Source organism: Pseudonocardia yunnanensis (assembly GCF_039534065.1).
Classification (GTDB): Bacteria; Actinomycetota; Actinomycetes; order Mycobacteriales; family Pseudonocardiaceae; genus Pseudonocardia; species Pseudonocardia yunnanensis.
In genome coordinates this window covers 31,569-45,649 of the sequence record NZ_BAAAUS010000005.1, presented here as the reverse complement: position 1 = coordinate 45,649, position 14,081 = coordinate 31,569, and the positions used below count along the sequence as shown (strand labels likewise).

General features: G+C 72.4%; 13 protein-coding genes. 3 read left to right on the top strand and 10 right to left on the bottom strand.

Translation table 11 applies throughout. The annotated features are described in order from the left end of the window. Positions 1-19: 19 nt before the first annotated feature. Complete coding sequence (locus tag ABD743_RS05855) at positions 20-1,948, top strand: helix-turn-helix domain-containing protein (protein ID WP_344719593.1); 1,929 nt, start codon at positions 20-22, stop codon at positions 1,946-1,948. On the opposite strand, the gene ABD743_RS05850 is transcribed toward ABD743_RS05855, so the two are convergent. From ABD743_RS05850 to ABD743_RS05830, 5 genes are read right to left on the bottom strand one after another with little or no spacing between them, the layout of a single operon-like run. After that, positions 1,933-2,703, bottom strand: a complete 771-nt coding sequence (locus ABD743_RS05850) for an SDR family NAD(P)-dependent oxidoreductase (RefSeq protein ID WP_344719591.1) — start codon at positions 2,701-2,703, stop codon at positions 1,933-1,935. The genes ABD743_RS05855 and ABD743_RS05850 overlap by 16 nt on opposite strands. After that, entirely contained in the window at positions 2,700-3,587 is an 888-nt protein-coding gene (locus tag ABD743_RS05845) for an enoyl-CoA hydratase-related protein (protein ID WP_344719589.1), read from the bottom strand. Before ABD743_RS05845 ends, ABD743_RS05850 begins: the two co-directional genes overlap by 4 nt. After that, positions 3,584-4,369, bottom strand: a complete 786-nt coding sequence (locus tag ABD743_RS05840; RefSeq protein WP_344719588.1) for an enoyl-CoA hydratase/isomerase family protein — start codon at positions 4,367-4,369, stop codon at positions 3,584-3,586. Before ABD743_RS05840 ends, ABD743_RS05845 begins: the two co-directional genes overlap by 4 nt. A 13-nt stretch (positions 4,370-4,382) precedes the next feature. Then, the gene (locus ABD743_RS05835; RefSeq protein ID WP_344719586.1) at positions 4,383-5,492 is read right to left on the bottom strand and encodes an acyl-CoA dehydrogenase family protein; all 1,110 of its coding nucleotides are present in this window, start codon (positions 5,490-5,492) and stop codon (positions 4,383-4,385) included. Next, positions 5,489-6,709 carry an acyl-CoA dehydrogenase family protein gene (locus tag ABD743_RS05830; protein WP_344719585.1) on the bottom strand — a complete coding sequence of 407 codons (1,221 nt, stop codon included), beginning with the start codon at positions 6,707-6,709 and terminating at the stop codon, positions 5,489-5,491. The genes ABD743_RS05835 and ABD743_RS05830 overlap by 4 nt, the downstream gene beginning before the upstream one ends. A gap of 116 nt (positions 6,710-6,825) precedes the next feature. Between ABD743_RS05830 and ABD743_RS05825 the strand changes: the two genes are divergently transcribed. Further along, a complete protein-coding gene (locus tag ABD743_RS05825; protein WP_344719584.1) occupies positions 6,826-7,464 on the top strand; it encodes a TetR/AcrR family transcriptional regulator in 639 nt (212 codons plus the stop codon). Between the two features lie 2 nt (positions 7,465-7,466). Here ABD743_RS05825 and ABD743_RS05820 read toward each other — a convergent pair whose 3' ends face one another. Beyond that, complete coding sequence (locus ABD743_RS05820; RefSeq protein ID WP_344719583.1) at positions 7,467-8,492, bottom strand: LLM class F420-dependent oxidoreductase; 1,026 nt, start codon at positions 8,490-8,492, stop codon at positions 7,467-7,469. Positions 8,493-8,567: 75 nt separating this feature from the next. Here ABD743_RS05820 and ABD743_RS05815 point away from each other — a divergent pair, with 75 nt between their 5' ends. After that, positions 8,568-9,710, top strand: coding sequence for an acetyl-CoA C-acetyltransferase (locus ABD743_RS05815; RefSeq protein WP_344719581.1), 1,143 nt, complete (start codon positions 8,568-8,570; stop codon positions 9,708-9,710). Positions 9,711-9,770: 60 nt separating this feature from the next. Here ABD743_RS05815 and ABD743_RS05810 read toward each other — a convergent pair whose 3' ends face one another. Genes ABD743_RS05810 through ABD743_RS05795 form a run of 4 tightly spaced genes read right to left on the bottom strand, consistent with a single transcriptional unit; the run spans position 9,771 to position 14,052 of the window. Next, the gene (locus ABD743_RS05810; RefSeq protein ID WP_344719579.1) at positions 9,771-10,535 is read right to left on the bottom strand and encodes an SDR family NAD(P)-dependent oxidoreductase; all 765 of its coding nucleotides are present in this window, start codon (positions 10,533-10,535) and stop codon (positions 9,771-9,773) included. A gap of 56 nt (positions 10,536-10,591) precedes the next feature. After that, positions 10,592-11,356, bottom strand: a complete 765-nt coding sequence (locus tag ABD743_RS05805) for an enoyl-CoA hydratase/isomerase family protein (RefSeq protein WP_344719578.1) — start codon at positions 11,354-11,356, stop codon at positions 10,592-10,594. Then, entirely contained in the window at positions 11,357-13,096 is a 1,740-nt protein-coding gene (locus tag ABD743_RS05800) for a class I adenylate-forming enzyme family protein (protein ID WP_344719577.1), read from the bottom strand. After that, complete coding sequence (locus ABD743_RS05795; protein WP_344719576.1) at positions 13,093-14,052, bottom strand: SMP-30/gluconolactonase/LRE family protein; 960 nt, start codon at positions 14,050-14,052, stop codon at positions 13,093-13,095. The genes ABD743_RS05800 and ABD743_RS05795 overlap by 4 nt, the downstream gene beginning before the upstream one ends. Positions 14,053-14,081: the final 29 nt, after the last annotated feature.

Genomic DNA, 14,081 nt, shown 5'->3' with positions numbered 1-14,081 from the left:
GTGCGACAGGAGGTCACCGATGTCCCTCACCGCCGACGCACCCGCCGGGAGCTCCACCCTCACCGGCGTGCTGTCCCGCGTCATGCAGTTCCTCTCCGAGGAGGCGCCGATCGAGGAACTCGAGGCGCTCGTGCGCGACGCGGCGCCGGACGGGCCGGACGGTGACCTGCTCGCGCGGGCGGTCACCGACGCCCGGCGGATCCGCACCCTGCTCGACCGGCGGGCCCGTCAGGAACGGGAGGCGCAGGTCCTCTACGAGACGGCCCGCGACCTCACCTCACTGCGCGGCAGCGACGCCGTGCTCACCACGATCGTCGAGCGCTCCCGCACGCTGCTGGCCTGCGACTCCACCTACATCGCGCTCATCGACCAGACCACCGGCGACGCCTACATGCGTGTCACGTCCGGCACCCGGACCCGCCCGATCGAATCGGTGCGCCAGCGCCCGGGCTTCGGTGTCGGCGGCTACGTCATCCAGTCCGGCCAGCCCCTCGCCACCGCGAACTACCGGACCGACCCGAGGATCCTGCGCGATCCGCTCGTCGCGGCGGCGGTTGCGGAGGACGACATCGTCGCCATCGCCGGAGTACCCATCAAGCTCGGCACGGCGGTCGTCGGGGCGCTGTTCGCCGCCAACCGCCATGAGCGCACCTTCGACCTGGCCGAGATCTCGATGCTCACCTCGCTCGCCGCCCACGCGTCCATCGTGATCGAGAACGCCCGCCTGTTCGAGCGGGTGGAGGCCGCATCGGCGGAGCTGCGCGCTGCGAACGCTCAGCTGCGATCGCAGCGACAGGCGCTGGAACGCGCCGGGCGCGTACACGAGCAGCTGATGCCGATGGCGCTCACCCGCGTCGGCATGCCGGAGTTCACCCGCACCCTGGCCCGCATCCTCGACGGCGCGGTCGCCGTCGTGTCGAGCTCGGGCGCCGTGCTCGCGACGGCGAGCGTTCCCGGCGCGCCGCGTTCGGAGGATGTGCTCGCCGGCCGTGCCGAGCCGCCCGTGGAGATCCGGGACGTCCCGGTCCGCGCCGGAACCGAGACGTTCGGCAGGCTGGTGTTCGGCCGTTGCGGACCACTCGCCGAGGCCGATACGCGCACGCTCGAACGTGCCTCTCAGACCGCCGCGTTGCTGCTGCTCATGGAGCGCCAGACCGCCCTCGTCACGCAGGAACTGCGGGCCGAGCTGGTCGAGGACCTGCTCGCGGAACGCGCCCCGGACTGGCGGGCTTTCCGGCGGAGGGCGGACCGGCTGGGCGGGATCGACTTCACCCGCCCGCACGCCGTCGTGGTGGCCGCCGCGCCCGGCGTCCCGCGACGGGCCATGGCCACCGCGGCCGCCGAGTTCGCGGCGGCACGCGGCGGGATCGCCGGGGAGCACGGCGGCCATGCGGTGCTGCTCGTACCGGACATGACCCCCGGTGCCGCGGCGCGCGACGTGGCGGCCGAGCTCGGCCGGGCCACCGGATGCACGGTGACCGCCGGTGGAGCGGGCCCCGCCGACTCCGCTCCCGCTGTCCGCAGCCTGCACCGCGACGCCGCACGGTGCCAGCTTCTGCTCCTCGCGCTGGGGCGCGAGGGCGGCGCCGCGGACATCGCGGAGCTCGGCGTGCTCGGCACGGTGCTGGAGGACCCCGAGCCCGCACAGGTGCAGGAGCTACTGGCACGCACCCTCGGACCACTCCTGCACTACGACCACGAGCACCACGCTCAGCTCGTCGAGACGGTCCGGCAGTACTTCGCGTGCGGCCAGAACCCACCGGCCGCCGCCCGGCGCCTCGGGGTGCACGTCAACACCGCCTACCAGCGGTTGGACCGCGTCGATCACGTGCTCGGTGGCCCCGCCTGGCGGTCGCCGAGGGGCGCGCTGGAGATGCAGGTGGCGCTGCAGCTGCACCGGCTGCTGGAGTGCATCCCCGATGCGCACCCCGATCAGAAGATCGAGTAGCCCCCGTCGACGACGATGGAGTCTCCGGTGTGGAACCCACCGGTGCCCGACGCAAGGTAGACGGCCAGGCGGGCGAAGTCCCGTGGCTCACCCCAGCGCCGGTGCGGCATCCGCTTCATCACGTTCCGCTCGAACGTCTCGTCATGCAGCTTCGGCGAGGCCAGTGGGGTCTCGGTCCAGCCGGCGACGATCGAGTGCGCGTTGATGCCGTACCGCGCGAGCTCGACGGCACAGGCCTTGATCATCGCGGTGAGGCCCGCCTTGCTCGCGGCGTAGGCCTGGCCGCGGGGCGCCCCGTGGATCGCCGACACGCTCGACGTGCCGACGAGCACTCCCCCGCCACCGCGCTCGACCATGTGCGCGGCGGCGGCGCGCAGTGTGAGGAACGCACCGTCGAGGTTGACGCGGGTGACCGCGCGGAAGTCCTCCAGACTCGTGTCGACGAACCTCGTGCCCGAGCCGCCCACTCCCGCATTGGCGAAACACGAGTCGACGCGGCCGAAGTGCTCGATCGTCTCCGCGAAGCCCGACTGCACGTCCGCCTCGTCACCGACGTCGCACCGGATCGCCCGCACCCGCGTGCCGTGCTTCTCCAGCTCCTGCACCGCGGCCTCGTTGCGCTCGACGTTCGTGCCCCAGATGCAGACGTCGGCACCGGTCTGCGCGAGCCCGTGCGCCATGCCGAGCCCGATCCCCGAGTTGCCTCCGGTGACCAGCGCGACGTGCCCGGCCAGATCGAACAGCGGCGCGGTCACGGCATGTCCGCCGGACGGGTCGGCCACGCCGGCACGACGTCGACATAGTCACCGACCCGGCCGGGGAACTTCGGCGGGCGCTTCTCCAGGAACGACGTGACGCCTTCCACGGCGTCCGGTGCCTGACCCAGCCGGAAGATCGCCCCGGAGTCGACGCCATGCGCCTCCCACGGCGTGGACGCGCCGAGCATCGACCACAGCATCCGCCGCGACAGCGCCACCGACACCGCGGAGGTGTTCTCCACGATCTCCGCGGCGATCGAGCGGGCGGTCGCCAGCAGCTCGGCGTCCGGCACAACCTGCGAGACCAGTCCTCCGGCCAGCGCCTCGGCCGCCGGGAACACCCGGCCGGTGGCCACCCACTCCATCGCCTTCGAGATCCCGACGACCCGCGGCAGGAACCAGCTCGACGCGGCCTCGGGCACCAGGCCGCGGCGCGCGAACACGAACCCGAACCGCGCCGACTCCGCCGCCAGCCGGATGTCGGCCGGGAGGATCATCGTGGCGCCGACGCCGACGGCCGGGCCGTTGACCGCCACGATCACCGGCTTGAGCGACGCCGCGATGCGCAGCGACACGATGCCACCGCCGTCGCGCGGCACGCCGCCGACCGTCTCGAAGTCCGTCCGCTCGGCCGCCCTCGTCTCGTCGGTGGCGTCGAAGGTGCTGCCTCCGCGCGCCAGGTCGGCGCCCGCGCAGAACCCGCGTCCCGCGCCGGTGACGAGAACGACCCGGACATCGTCGTCGGCGTCGGTGGCGTCGAACGCCGCCACGAGCTCGCGGAGCATCGTGGTGGTGAACGCGTTGAGCCGGTCCGGCCGGTTCAGGGTGACCGTGGCGACGCCGTCGGCCACGTCGAGCAGGATCTCGCTGTACTCCGTCATCGGACCGCCCACTCCCCGGTGAACACCGGGTCCGTCTTCGCCTTGAAGGCCTCGAAGGCCGCCGGCGCGTCCGCGGTGGCGAAGTTGATCGTCTGGGTGCGCGCCTCGCTGGACAGAGCGTCGCGCATCGTGCGGTCGGCCCCCTCGTTGAGCAGCGCCTTGGACTGGGCGATCGCCACGGGCGGGGCGGCGGCGAGCCGCTCGCCGAGGTCGGTGACGAAGGCGTCGATCTCCTCCGGCTCGACCACCCAGGTCACCAGTCCCAGCCGCTGCGCCTCCGCGGCGTCGATCATCTCGGCGAGCAGCGCGAGCCGCTTCGCCTGCTGCAACCCGACCAGCTTCGGCAGGAGCCAGGAGCCGCCGAAGTCCAGGGAGAGCCCGCGCCGGGCGAAGATCTGCGAGAACCGCGCGCCGGGGGTGGAGACCACGAGGTCGCAGCCCAGCGCGAGGTTCCAACCGGCGCCCACGGCGACCCCGTCGACCTTCGCGACCGACGGGACGGGCAGCTCGTGCAGCAGCAGGGCCACCTCGTTGACCCCGCGCATCCGGTCCAGCGGGTGCCCGGCGCTGACCCCACCGGAGAGGTCCGCCCCGGAGCAGAAGTCCCCGCCCGCTCCGGTGATCACGATCGCCCGCACGCCGGGGTCGTTGCCGGCGACGGTGAGGTTCTCGCGCAGAGCGGCCCACAGGTCGGCGTTGATCGCGTTCTTGCGTTCCGGCCTGTTCAGCGTGAGGGTCAGCACGCCGCCGTCGCGGCTGGTGAGCAGGACCTCGTCGCTCATTCGATCTCCTCCCTCACACGCCGAGCCGGTCGGCGAGCCGCGTGCGGTGCAGCGCCGGGCCCCCGAACAGCAGCTCGGAGCTCTTGGCCCGCTTGTAGTAGAGGTGCGCGTCGTGCTCCCACGTGTAGCCGACCCCGCCGTGGTACTGCACCATTCCGGTCGCCGTCGCGAAGTAGGCCGGGCCGACGTAGGTCTGGGCGAGTGCGGCCGCCAGCGGCAGCTCGGGGCGATCGTGGTCGGCCACCCAGGTCGCGTACCGCACCACCGAGACCGCGTGCTCCCACGCGCTGTACATGTCGGCGCAGCCGTGCTTCACCGCCTGGTAGGAGCCGATGAGCCTGCCGAACTGCACCCGCACCTTCGCGTAGTCGACGGTCAGCTCCATCGCCCGCTGCATTCCGCCGACCTGCTCAGCGGCCAGTGCGATGGCGGCGAGGTCGGCCACGAGATCGAGCGCCGCCGCCGGGTCGGCGCAGGCCAGTGGGCGTGCGGGTGTGGCGGCGAACGTGAGCCGGGCGAGCCGACGGGTCGGGTCGAGGCCGGTCAGGGCCGTGCGAGTGAGACCTCCGGCATCGCCGTCGACGGCGAACCAGCCCGGGCCGTCCGGCGTGCGGGCGTAGACGAGCACCAGGTCGGCGGTGTCGCCGGCGAGGACGAGCGTCTTCGTGCCGTCGATCTCCCAGCGACCGCCGCGCTCGGAGGCCGTGGTGGCACCGCCCTCGCGATCCCACCCGCTTCCGCCTTCGGCGACCGCGACCGTGGCCACGAGCTCGCCCGCGGCCAGTCGCGGCAGCAGCTCGGTGCGTGCGGCGTCGTCGTCGAGCGCGAGCAGGGTGTCGGTGGCGAGCACCGCCGAGGCGAGGAACGGCGACGGCGTCAGCGCCCTCCCGAGCTCCTCCAGCACCACGGACCGCTCGACGTGCCCTGCCCCAGCGCCGCCGAGCTCCTCCGGTACGACCAACCCGAGCACTCCCAGCCCGGCCGTCCGGTTCCACAGGTCCGCGTCGTACCCACGGTCCGACGCCATCGCCTCGCGCACCTTCGCCGACGGTGACCGGTCGGCGAGGAACCTGCGGACGGTGGAGCGCAGCTCCTGCTGCTCCGGTTCGAGGACGAGCTTCACCGCACACCGCCCTGTCGTTGCGTGCCGACCTTGAGTTCCGAGAAGGGGACATCCCGATCGACCTGCGGCTCCTTCGGCAGGCCGAGGATCCGCTCACCGATGATGTTGCGCTGCACCTCGTTGGTGCCGCCCGCGATGCTCGACGCCGGCGCGGAGTTGATGCCCAGCGCCAGCTCGGCCGCGCGCGGGACGTCGGGATCCCACGCAATGGCGTCGGCGCCGGCGAGCTCACTCGCGGTCTCGATCGCGCGGCGCAGCAGCAACGCGCCCGCCAGCTTGGCGACCGAGCCACGGGCTCCCGGCGGGTTGCCGGCCGCGGCCTCCTGCCGCATCCGCGCGTTGAACAGCTCCAACGCCCGCTCGTGCGCGTACAGCTCCGCCAGCCGCTCGCGCTGCGCCGGATCAGCGGCGACGCCCTCGTGCCGGGCGAGCTCGACGAGCGAGGCGAACTCCAGCGGGTTGCTCCGCGGTCTGCGGGTGGCTCCGATCGAGACCCGCTCGTGGCCGAGCATCGTCACCGCGGCCTGCCAACCACGGTTGACTTCGCCGATCACCGCGTCGTCGGGGATCCGGACGTCGTCGAAGTAGACCTCGTTGAACGGGGCGCGCCCGGACATGTCCTTCAGCGGCCGCACGGTGACGCCCGGAGCGTGCATGTCGACGATGAACATCGTCAGGCCGGCGTGTTTGGGCCGCTCGGGGTCGGTGCGGGCGAGCAGCGCACCGAAATCGGCCCACTGCGCGTTCGTCGTCCACACCTTCTGCCCGTTGACCACCCAGCCGTCCACGTCCCGCACCGCGCGCGTCTGCAGGCTCGCGACATCCGACCCCGCGCCGGGCTCGGAGAACAGCTGGCACCAGATCTCCTCGCCGAGCAGCAGCTTGGGCAGGTACCGCTGCTTCTGCTCCGGCGTCCCGAGGTCGACGAGGGTGGGGCCGCACATACCCATGCCGATGATGAACGGGTACGTCGGGAGATCGAACTCGGCGGCCTCCTCGCTGAAGATCTGTTGCTCCGCGGTGCCCAGCCCCTGCCCGCCGGCCTCCGTCGGCCAGGTGATGCCGGCGTACCCGGCGCCGTACAGCGCCGCCTGGAACTCCCGGGCCCGGCGCAGCTGCTCGTCGGGCGGGAGTGCGGCGGCCGGACCGGGGGCGTGGTCCCTGAGCCAGGTACGCACACTGCTGCGGTAGCTCTGGGTCGCGTCGACCACGGTCATGCGCGCATCCCTCCACGACGTCGAGAGGCAGAGATCCTGAACCTACCGATCACTCGTTAAGTTGACAACGGCCCAGGAAGGCGCCCACCGCACGTCGCGCCCATATGCTGACGCCCGTGAGCACCGCTTCCGACCTGCCGCCCGGCGCCGTGGACACCCGTGCGGGCCCGGTCATCCCCCGCGGTGGCGGGCGCGACGCCATCACCGGCGCCGCCCGGGAGATCTTCGCCGAACGTGGCTACCACGGCACCTCGATCCGTGACATCGCCAAGCGGGCCGGGCTCAGCCTCTCCGCCATGTACTACTGGCATCCCAGCAAGCAGCACCTCCTCGCGGCGCTGATCGAGGAGAGCACCTACGACTACTTCCACCGGTGCGACGAGGCGCTGCGCGAGGTGGGCGACGACCCGGCCGACCGCTTGCGCGCGCTCGTCCGGGCCACCGTGGAGTACCGCGTGCAGCGCCGCATCGAGAGCAACATCGGTGCGCAGGAATGGCGCAATCTGGAGCCCGACAACCGGGAGCGCCTCGCCGGGCTGCGCCGCTCGGCCACACAGCTGTGGGCCGACATCATCGACGACGGCGCGGCGCGCGGAACGTTCCGATGCGCGCATCCCGAGGACGCACGTCGGTCCATCGTGGCGGCCTGCAACGCGATCGCGCAGTGGTACGAACCCGCGGGCGAGATCGGCCTGCCCGATCTCGTGGAGCGCTACACGGAGATCGCGCTGCGGATCGCCGACCACCGCGGCTGAGCTCACAACCAGCTGCGCAGCTGCTCCAGATCGGCGAGCGGGTCGGCCCCGACCGGCCGGACGTTGAGCATCGTCACCCCGGCCGCGCGGTAGGCCTCCACCCGCTCCTTCACGTAGCTCACCGGCCCGATCAGCGACGTCCGCTCGAGCAGGTCGGCGGGCACCGCGGCGGCGGCCTCGTCCTTGCGACCGGCGAGGTAGTGCTCCTGGATCCGGAGAGCGGCGTCGGTGTAGCCGTAGCGACAGGCCGTGTTGAAGTAGAAGTTCCGCTCACGCGCGCCCATGCCGCCGATGTAGAGGGCGTAGTAGCCACGCGCCAGGTCGCGCAGGTGCTCCACGTCGTCGCCGATCGCGAGCGGGCCGCCCGCCACGACCTGCAGCGGTCCCAGTTCGGCGGGGCGCTTCGCCGCGCCCGCGGCCCGCGCGTCGCCCCAGATCTCGGCCGCCTGGTCGGGGACGAACATCGTGGGGATCCAGCCGTCCGCGATCTCCGCGGTGAGAGCGACGTTCTTGGCGCCGAGCGCGGCGACGTAGATCGGGATGCTCGACCGGACGGGGTGGGTGATGAGCTTGAGCGGTTTACCGAGGCCGGTGCCCTGCCCGTCCGGCAGCGGGATCGGGTAGAGCCCGTCGTTCACCAGCCGCTCGCGTCGCCACACCCGCCGGCAGATCTCGATCACCTCGCGGGTGCGGGCGATCGGCTTGTCGAAGGGAACGCCGTGCCAGCCCTCCACCACCTGCGGACCGGACGAGCCGATGCCGAGGATCGCGCGACCACCGGAGACGTGGTCGAGGCCCGCCGCGGTCTGGGCGAGCAGCGCCGGTGTCCGTGAGTAGAACGGCAGGATCGATGAGCCGATCCGCACCCGCTCGGTACGCCCGGCGAGGTATCCCATCACCGTCGGCGCGTCGTAGCCGTAGGCCTCGGCCACCCAGACGGCGTCGAGACCGGCCCGCTCCCACGAGCGCACCTGATCCGCGGTCTCCCGGACGTCTCCCGCGTAGCCCACTGACGAGCTCAGCTGCATCAGACCCTCCCGATCCCATGATCTGACTGTACGATCGTTAAGTTACCGTCGAATCCGCGACGAAGGGGAGATCCGGTGGCTGAGGCCTACATCGTCGGAGCCGTCCGCACGCCCGTCGGCACGCGCAAGGGAGCGCTCGCCGGCGTCCATCCCGCCGACCTCGGAGCACACGTCCTGCGTGAGCTCGTCGACCGCACCGGGATCGACCCCTCCGCGGTCGAGGACGTGATCATGGGTTGCGTGGTGCAGCTCGGCCCACAGGCAGGCGACATCGCCCGCACCGCGTGGCTCTCCGCGGGCCTTCCGCAGAGCGTGCCCGGGGTGACGATCGACCGGCAGTGCGGCTCGTCCCAGCAGGCGCTGCACTTCGCCGCGCAAGGCGTGATGTCCGGGACGCAGGATCTCGTCATCGCGGCAGGCGTCGAGAACATGGCGATGGTGCCCATGGGAGCCAACGCCGCCGTCGTCAAGGAGCTCGGGGTCTCGACGAAGGGCGGGGGGTGGGTCGAGCGGTACGGCGATCAGGAGATCTCGCAGTTCCGCGGCGCGCAGCTGATGTGCGAGAAGTGGGGCTACAGCCGTACCGACCTGGAGCGATTCGCTCTCGAGAGCCACCGGCGGGCGATCCGGGCGATCGACGAAGGCCGCTTCGCCGGGCAGATCACCCCGGTCGCCGGTGCCGACACCGACGAGGGCGCGCGCCGCGACACGTCCCTGGAGCAGATGGCGCAGCTCAAGGTCCTGCGCGAGGGCTGGGAGATCACCGCGGCCGTCGCGAGCCAGATGTCGGTGGGTGCGGCCGCGCTGCTCATCGCCTCCGAGGAGGCGCTGCGCACGCACAACCTCACCCCGCTGGCCCGCGTGCACACCCTCACGGTCGTCGGCGACGACCCGGTCTACATGCTCACCGGCCCCATCCCCGCCACCCAGGCCGCGTTGAACCGGTCCCGACTCGGCATCGACGACATCGACCTGTTCGAGGTCAACGAGGCGTTCGCCCCCGTCGTGCTGGCCTGGGCGCACGAGACCGGCGCGTCGCTGGAGAAGACCAACGTCAACGGCGGCGCGATCGCGCTCGGCCACCCGCTCGGCGCCACCGGCGCGATCCTCGCCACGAAGCTGGTGCACGAGCTGCAGCGCACCGGCGGCCGCTACGGCCTGCAGACCATGTGCGAGGGCGGCGGCCAGGCCAACGCCACGATCATCGAGCGCGTCTGACGGAGACCAGGACCGGCCCCATTCACTCCGCGAACGGGGCCGGTCCCCTCAGGCTCCCGGTCAGCGCGGTGCCATGCGCAGCGCGCCGTCGAGCCGGATCGTCTCGCCGTTGAGCATGGGGTTCTCGATGATCTGCACGGCCAGGCGGCCGTACTCGTCGGGCTGTCCGAGCCGGTGCGGGTGGGGCACCTGCGCGCCGAGCGCGGCCTTCTTCTCGTCGTCCATCCGGCCGAGCAACGGCGTGTCGAACAGGCCGGGCGCGATCGTGCACACGCGGATCCCGCGGCTGGCGAGGTCGCGGGCCGCCACCAGCGTCATGCCCACCACCCCTGCCTTCGACGCCGAGTAGGACGCCTGCCCGATCTGGCCGTCGAACGCGGCGATCGACGCCGTCATGACGACCACTCCACGCTCCTCCCCGAGCGGCTCCAGCCGGGCCATCCGGGCCGCGGCGAGCCGGAGCACGTTGAACGAGCCGATCAGGTTGAGCTCCACGATCTGCCGGAACCAGTCGACGTTCGCCGGGTTGCCCTCCCGGTCGACGATCCGCTGGGCCCGGCCGCTGCCCGCCGTGTGCACCACGGCGCGCAGCTCCCCCACCTCCGCGACGGCGTCGAGCGCAGCCTCGATCTGCTGCGGCTCGGTGACGTCCGCGGCGACGAACGTGGCTGCGGCGCCGAGCTCCTTGGCCAGCTCCGCGCCCGACGACGTCGGCAGGTCCGCGATCACCACGCGGCCGCCGCCCTCGACGAGCCGCCGGGCGGCGGCCTGGCCGAGGCCGGAGGCCCCGCCGGTGAGCAGGGTCGTCGTGTCCGCGATCTCCATGGTCAGCTCCTCTGTGGACGGTGCCGCCTCGCGGCAGTCGTGCGTGACAGGTGGACTTACCTGCCCACGTACCGGGGTGTGCGCTTCTCGAGGAACGACCGGACGCCCTCGCGATGGTCCTCCGTCCCGAACAGCTCGCCGAGTGTGGTGCTCACCCACACCCCGAGGTCGGTCCAGTCCGGGTCGAGCGCGCGCCGCAGCCCGCGTTTGAGCGCCGCGACGGCGAGCGGCGGGTTCGCCGCGATCCGGCCGGCCAGCTCCAGTGCCGCCGGGAGCAGTTTCTCGTCGTCGACGACCCGGCCCACGAGGCCGATCCGTTCGGCGCGTTCGGCGTCGATGATCTCGCCGGTGAACAACAGCTCCGCCGCACGTTCCCGGCCAACGAGCTGGGCGAGGCGGGCGATGCCTGCGACGTCGCTGCACAGGCCGCGCTTGACGAACAGCTCGCCGAACCGCGCCCGCCGCCCCGCGATGCGCAGATCAGCCATCAGCGCCAGCTCCATCCCCCAGCCGACGGCCGGGCCGTTGACCGCGGCGATCACCGGGACGTCGGTGAACAACAGCGCCCCGGCCGCGGGGGTGAGCCGCGGCGCCGGCCGAGGGGCGGCTCCCTCACCGCCGTTCATCAGCTCGCGGACGTCGTCACCGGAGCAGAACGACGTGCCCGCACCGGTGATCACGAGCACCCGGGCCGAGGTGGTGCGCACGAGCTCGGTCAGCTCGTCGTAGGTCCGACGGCGCAGCGCGTTGCGCACCTGCGGCCGGTCGAGCGTCACGACGCCGACGTGCCCGTCGACCTCATATCTGACGTCCGGCCGCATCTAGCGAGCCACCCCCAGCTCCGCCGCCACGGGGCCACGCAGGTCGCGCTTGAGCACCTTCCCGCTGGGCGTGCGCGGCAGCGGCTCGTCGCGGAACACGACATGGGCGGGCACCTTGAACGACGCGAGCCGCGCGCGGACGTGCCCGCGCAGATCCTCCGCCGTGTCCAGGCCCGGCTCTATGCCGGCGCGCAGGTGCACGACGGCAACGGCCTCCTCGCCGAGCGACTCGTGCGGCACCCCGACGACGGCCACGTCGCCGACGGCCGGGTGCTCGAACAGCGCGGCCTCGACCTCGGCGCAGTAGATGTTCTCCCCGCCCCGGATCACCACGTCCTTCATGCGGTCGACGACGTAGATCCAGCCGTCCTGCACGCGGCCGAGGTCGCCGGTGTGGAACCAGCCGTCGGTGAACGCCGCCGCGGTGGCCTCCGGGTTGTTCCAGTACCCGCGGACGATGTTCGGCCCGCGGAACCACAGCTCCCCCACCTCGCCGTCGGGGAGGTCCTGCCCGTCGGCCGGATCGACCACCCGCACGTCGGTGCCCGGCGCGCAGCGCCCGACGCTGTCGGGGTGCGTCACGTAGTCGGCGCCGCTGTTGGAGACGACCGCCGAGGTCGTCTCGGTCAGCCCGTAGCCGTTGGCCGGTGCCACGAGCGAGGAGAAGCCACTGTCGATCCGGCCGATCAGATCAGGCGGGATGGGCGTGCCGCCCATGCTGATCGCGGTGAGCGTGGGCACCCTCCCCGGATCGGCCGTGGCGTCCTCGACGAGCTGGCGCATGACGGTGGGCACCCCGGACACGCCGGTGAGCCGCTCACGCTGCACCAGCTCGAGGGCCGCGACCCGGTCCCATTTGTACTGCGTGGCGAGCTTGGCGCCGACCAGCACGGAGTAGCAGACGCTGGTGATCCCCGCGATGTGGAAGAGCGGGAACGTGCACAGGCTCCCCTGCTGCGGAGCATCCGGATCGGGCACCGGCGGCTCGCCGCCGTTCGCGATCGTGGCGCCGACGTAGGCCCCGAGCTGTGTGTTCCGGATGTTCGTGCAGTGATTGCGGTGGGACCCGATCGCGCCCTTCGGCCGGCCGGTGGTGCCCGACGTGTAGAGGATCGTCGCGTCGTCGTCCGGCGCGACGTCGAGGTCCGGGACGGTGGCGTCGGGGCCGAGCGACGCGAGCAGGTCGGCCCACCGCCGCGCCCCCGGCGTCGGCTCGTCGCCGCCGCGCACCTCCACGAGCGGCACTCCACCGAGCTCGTCGAGGTGCGGCGCGATGAGAGCGGCGCGCTCCGCGTCGGCCACGACGAACCGCGCGCCCGAGTCGAGGAGCGCGTACCGCAGCTCGGCCCCGGTCCACCACGCGTTGAGTGGCACCAGCACCAGCCCGACGACCTGCGTGGCGTAGAAGATCGGGGCCCACTCCGGGTGGTTGCGCATCGTGACGGCGACGCGGTCGCCCTTGCGCAACCCGTACTCCTCCAGCAGGCAGCGAGCGAGGCCGGCGACCTGCTGCAGGTGCTCCGCGTAGGTCCACCGTTCGCTGCCGTACACGAGGAAGTCGCGGTCGCCGAACGCCGAGCTGGCGAGCAGGAGCTCGCGGAGCGTCTGCGGCCCGCCGGAGTAGACGCGCGTCGGGATCCCCCGCACGAGCCGCTCGACCACCTCGAACGGCGCGCCCGGGGACGTGAACCGGGCCGTGAGGGCTGCTCGCAGGCTGACGGCGCTGTCAGCGGTGGTCATGCCGAGAACGCGAGGTCGATGCCTGTGGTGTGCCACTGCGTGGCATAGAGGAGGCCGCGCCCGGACGAGGTGACGTACGCCGTGCGTGAGCCGGCTCCGGCGAAGCAGATGTTGGTGACGAACGGGTCGGGGTCGGGCACCGGCACCTGTCGCACCAGCGTGCCGTCCGGGGCGATCACGCTGACCGCCCCGGTGATCAGGGTGGCGACACACACGTTGCCGTCGCCGTCGACGGCGAGCGAGTCGAGCAGCTGATATCCGGCGAAGCCGTGCAGCAGGGTGGCACCACCGGGGCCGATGCCCCCGTTCGCAGGCCGCACCTCGGCCGGCCCGGCGACGTCCCAGCACCAGACCCGGCCGGGCCCGGTCTCCGCGACGTAGACCCGTGAGCCGTCGGGCGAGAGGCCCACGCCGTTCGGCTGCGTCAGCGGGTGCACCACCTCCGTGATCGACGAGCCGTCGGGCAGTGCGTAGTAGAGCGAGCCGGTGTCGTTGTCGCGGGCGCGGCTCTTTCCGAGGTCGGTGAACCAGAACCCGCCCTGGGCGTCGAACACGATGTCGTTCGGGCCACGCAGCGGCCGGCCGTCGCACTCGGTGTACAGGTCGGTGACGGTGCCGGCGTCCGGCCCGTCGAGGACCACACGCTGGATGCGCCCGCCGATGTAGCCCGCGGGCTGGTGCCCGGGCGCGGTGATCCCGCCCCGGTCGTGCCACTCGAAGCCGCCGTTGTTGCACACGTACGCGGCCCCGTCGGGGCCGATCGCCGCGCCGTTGGGGCCGCCGCCGAGCTCGGCCACGACAGTGACCTTGCCGTCCGGGGCGACGCGCGAGAGGGTGCCTCTCTGGATCTCGACGAGCAGGACGCTGCCGTCCCGCAATGCGATGGGGCCCTCGGGGAACTGCAGCCCGGAGGCGACCACGCGCAGCTCAGCGGTTCGAGGGTCGGCGCTGACCATGTTCCAGCCTTTCGCGGAGGAAACGATTT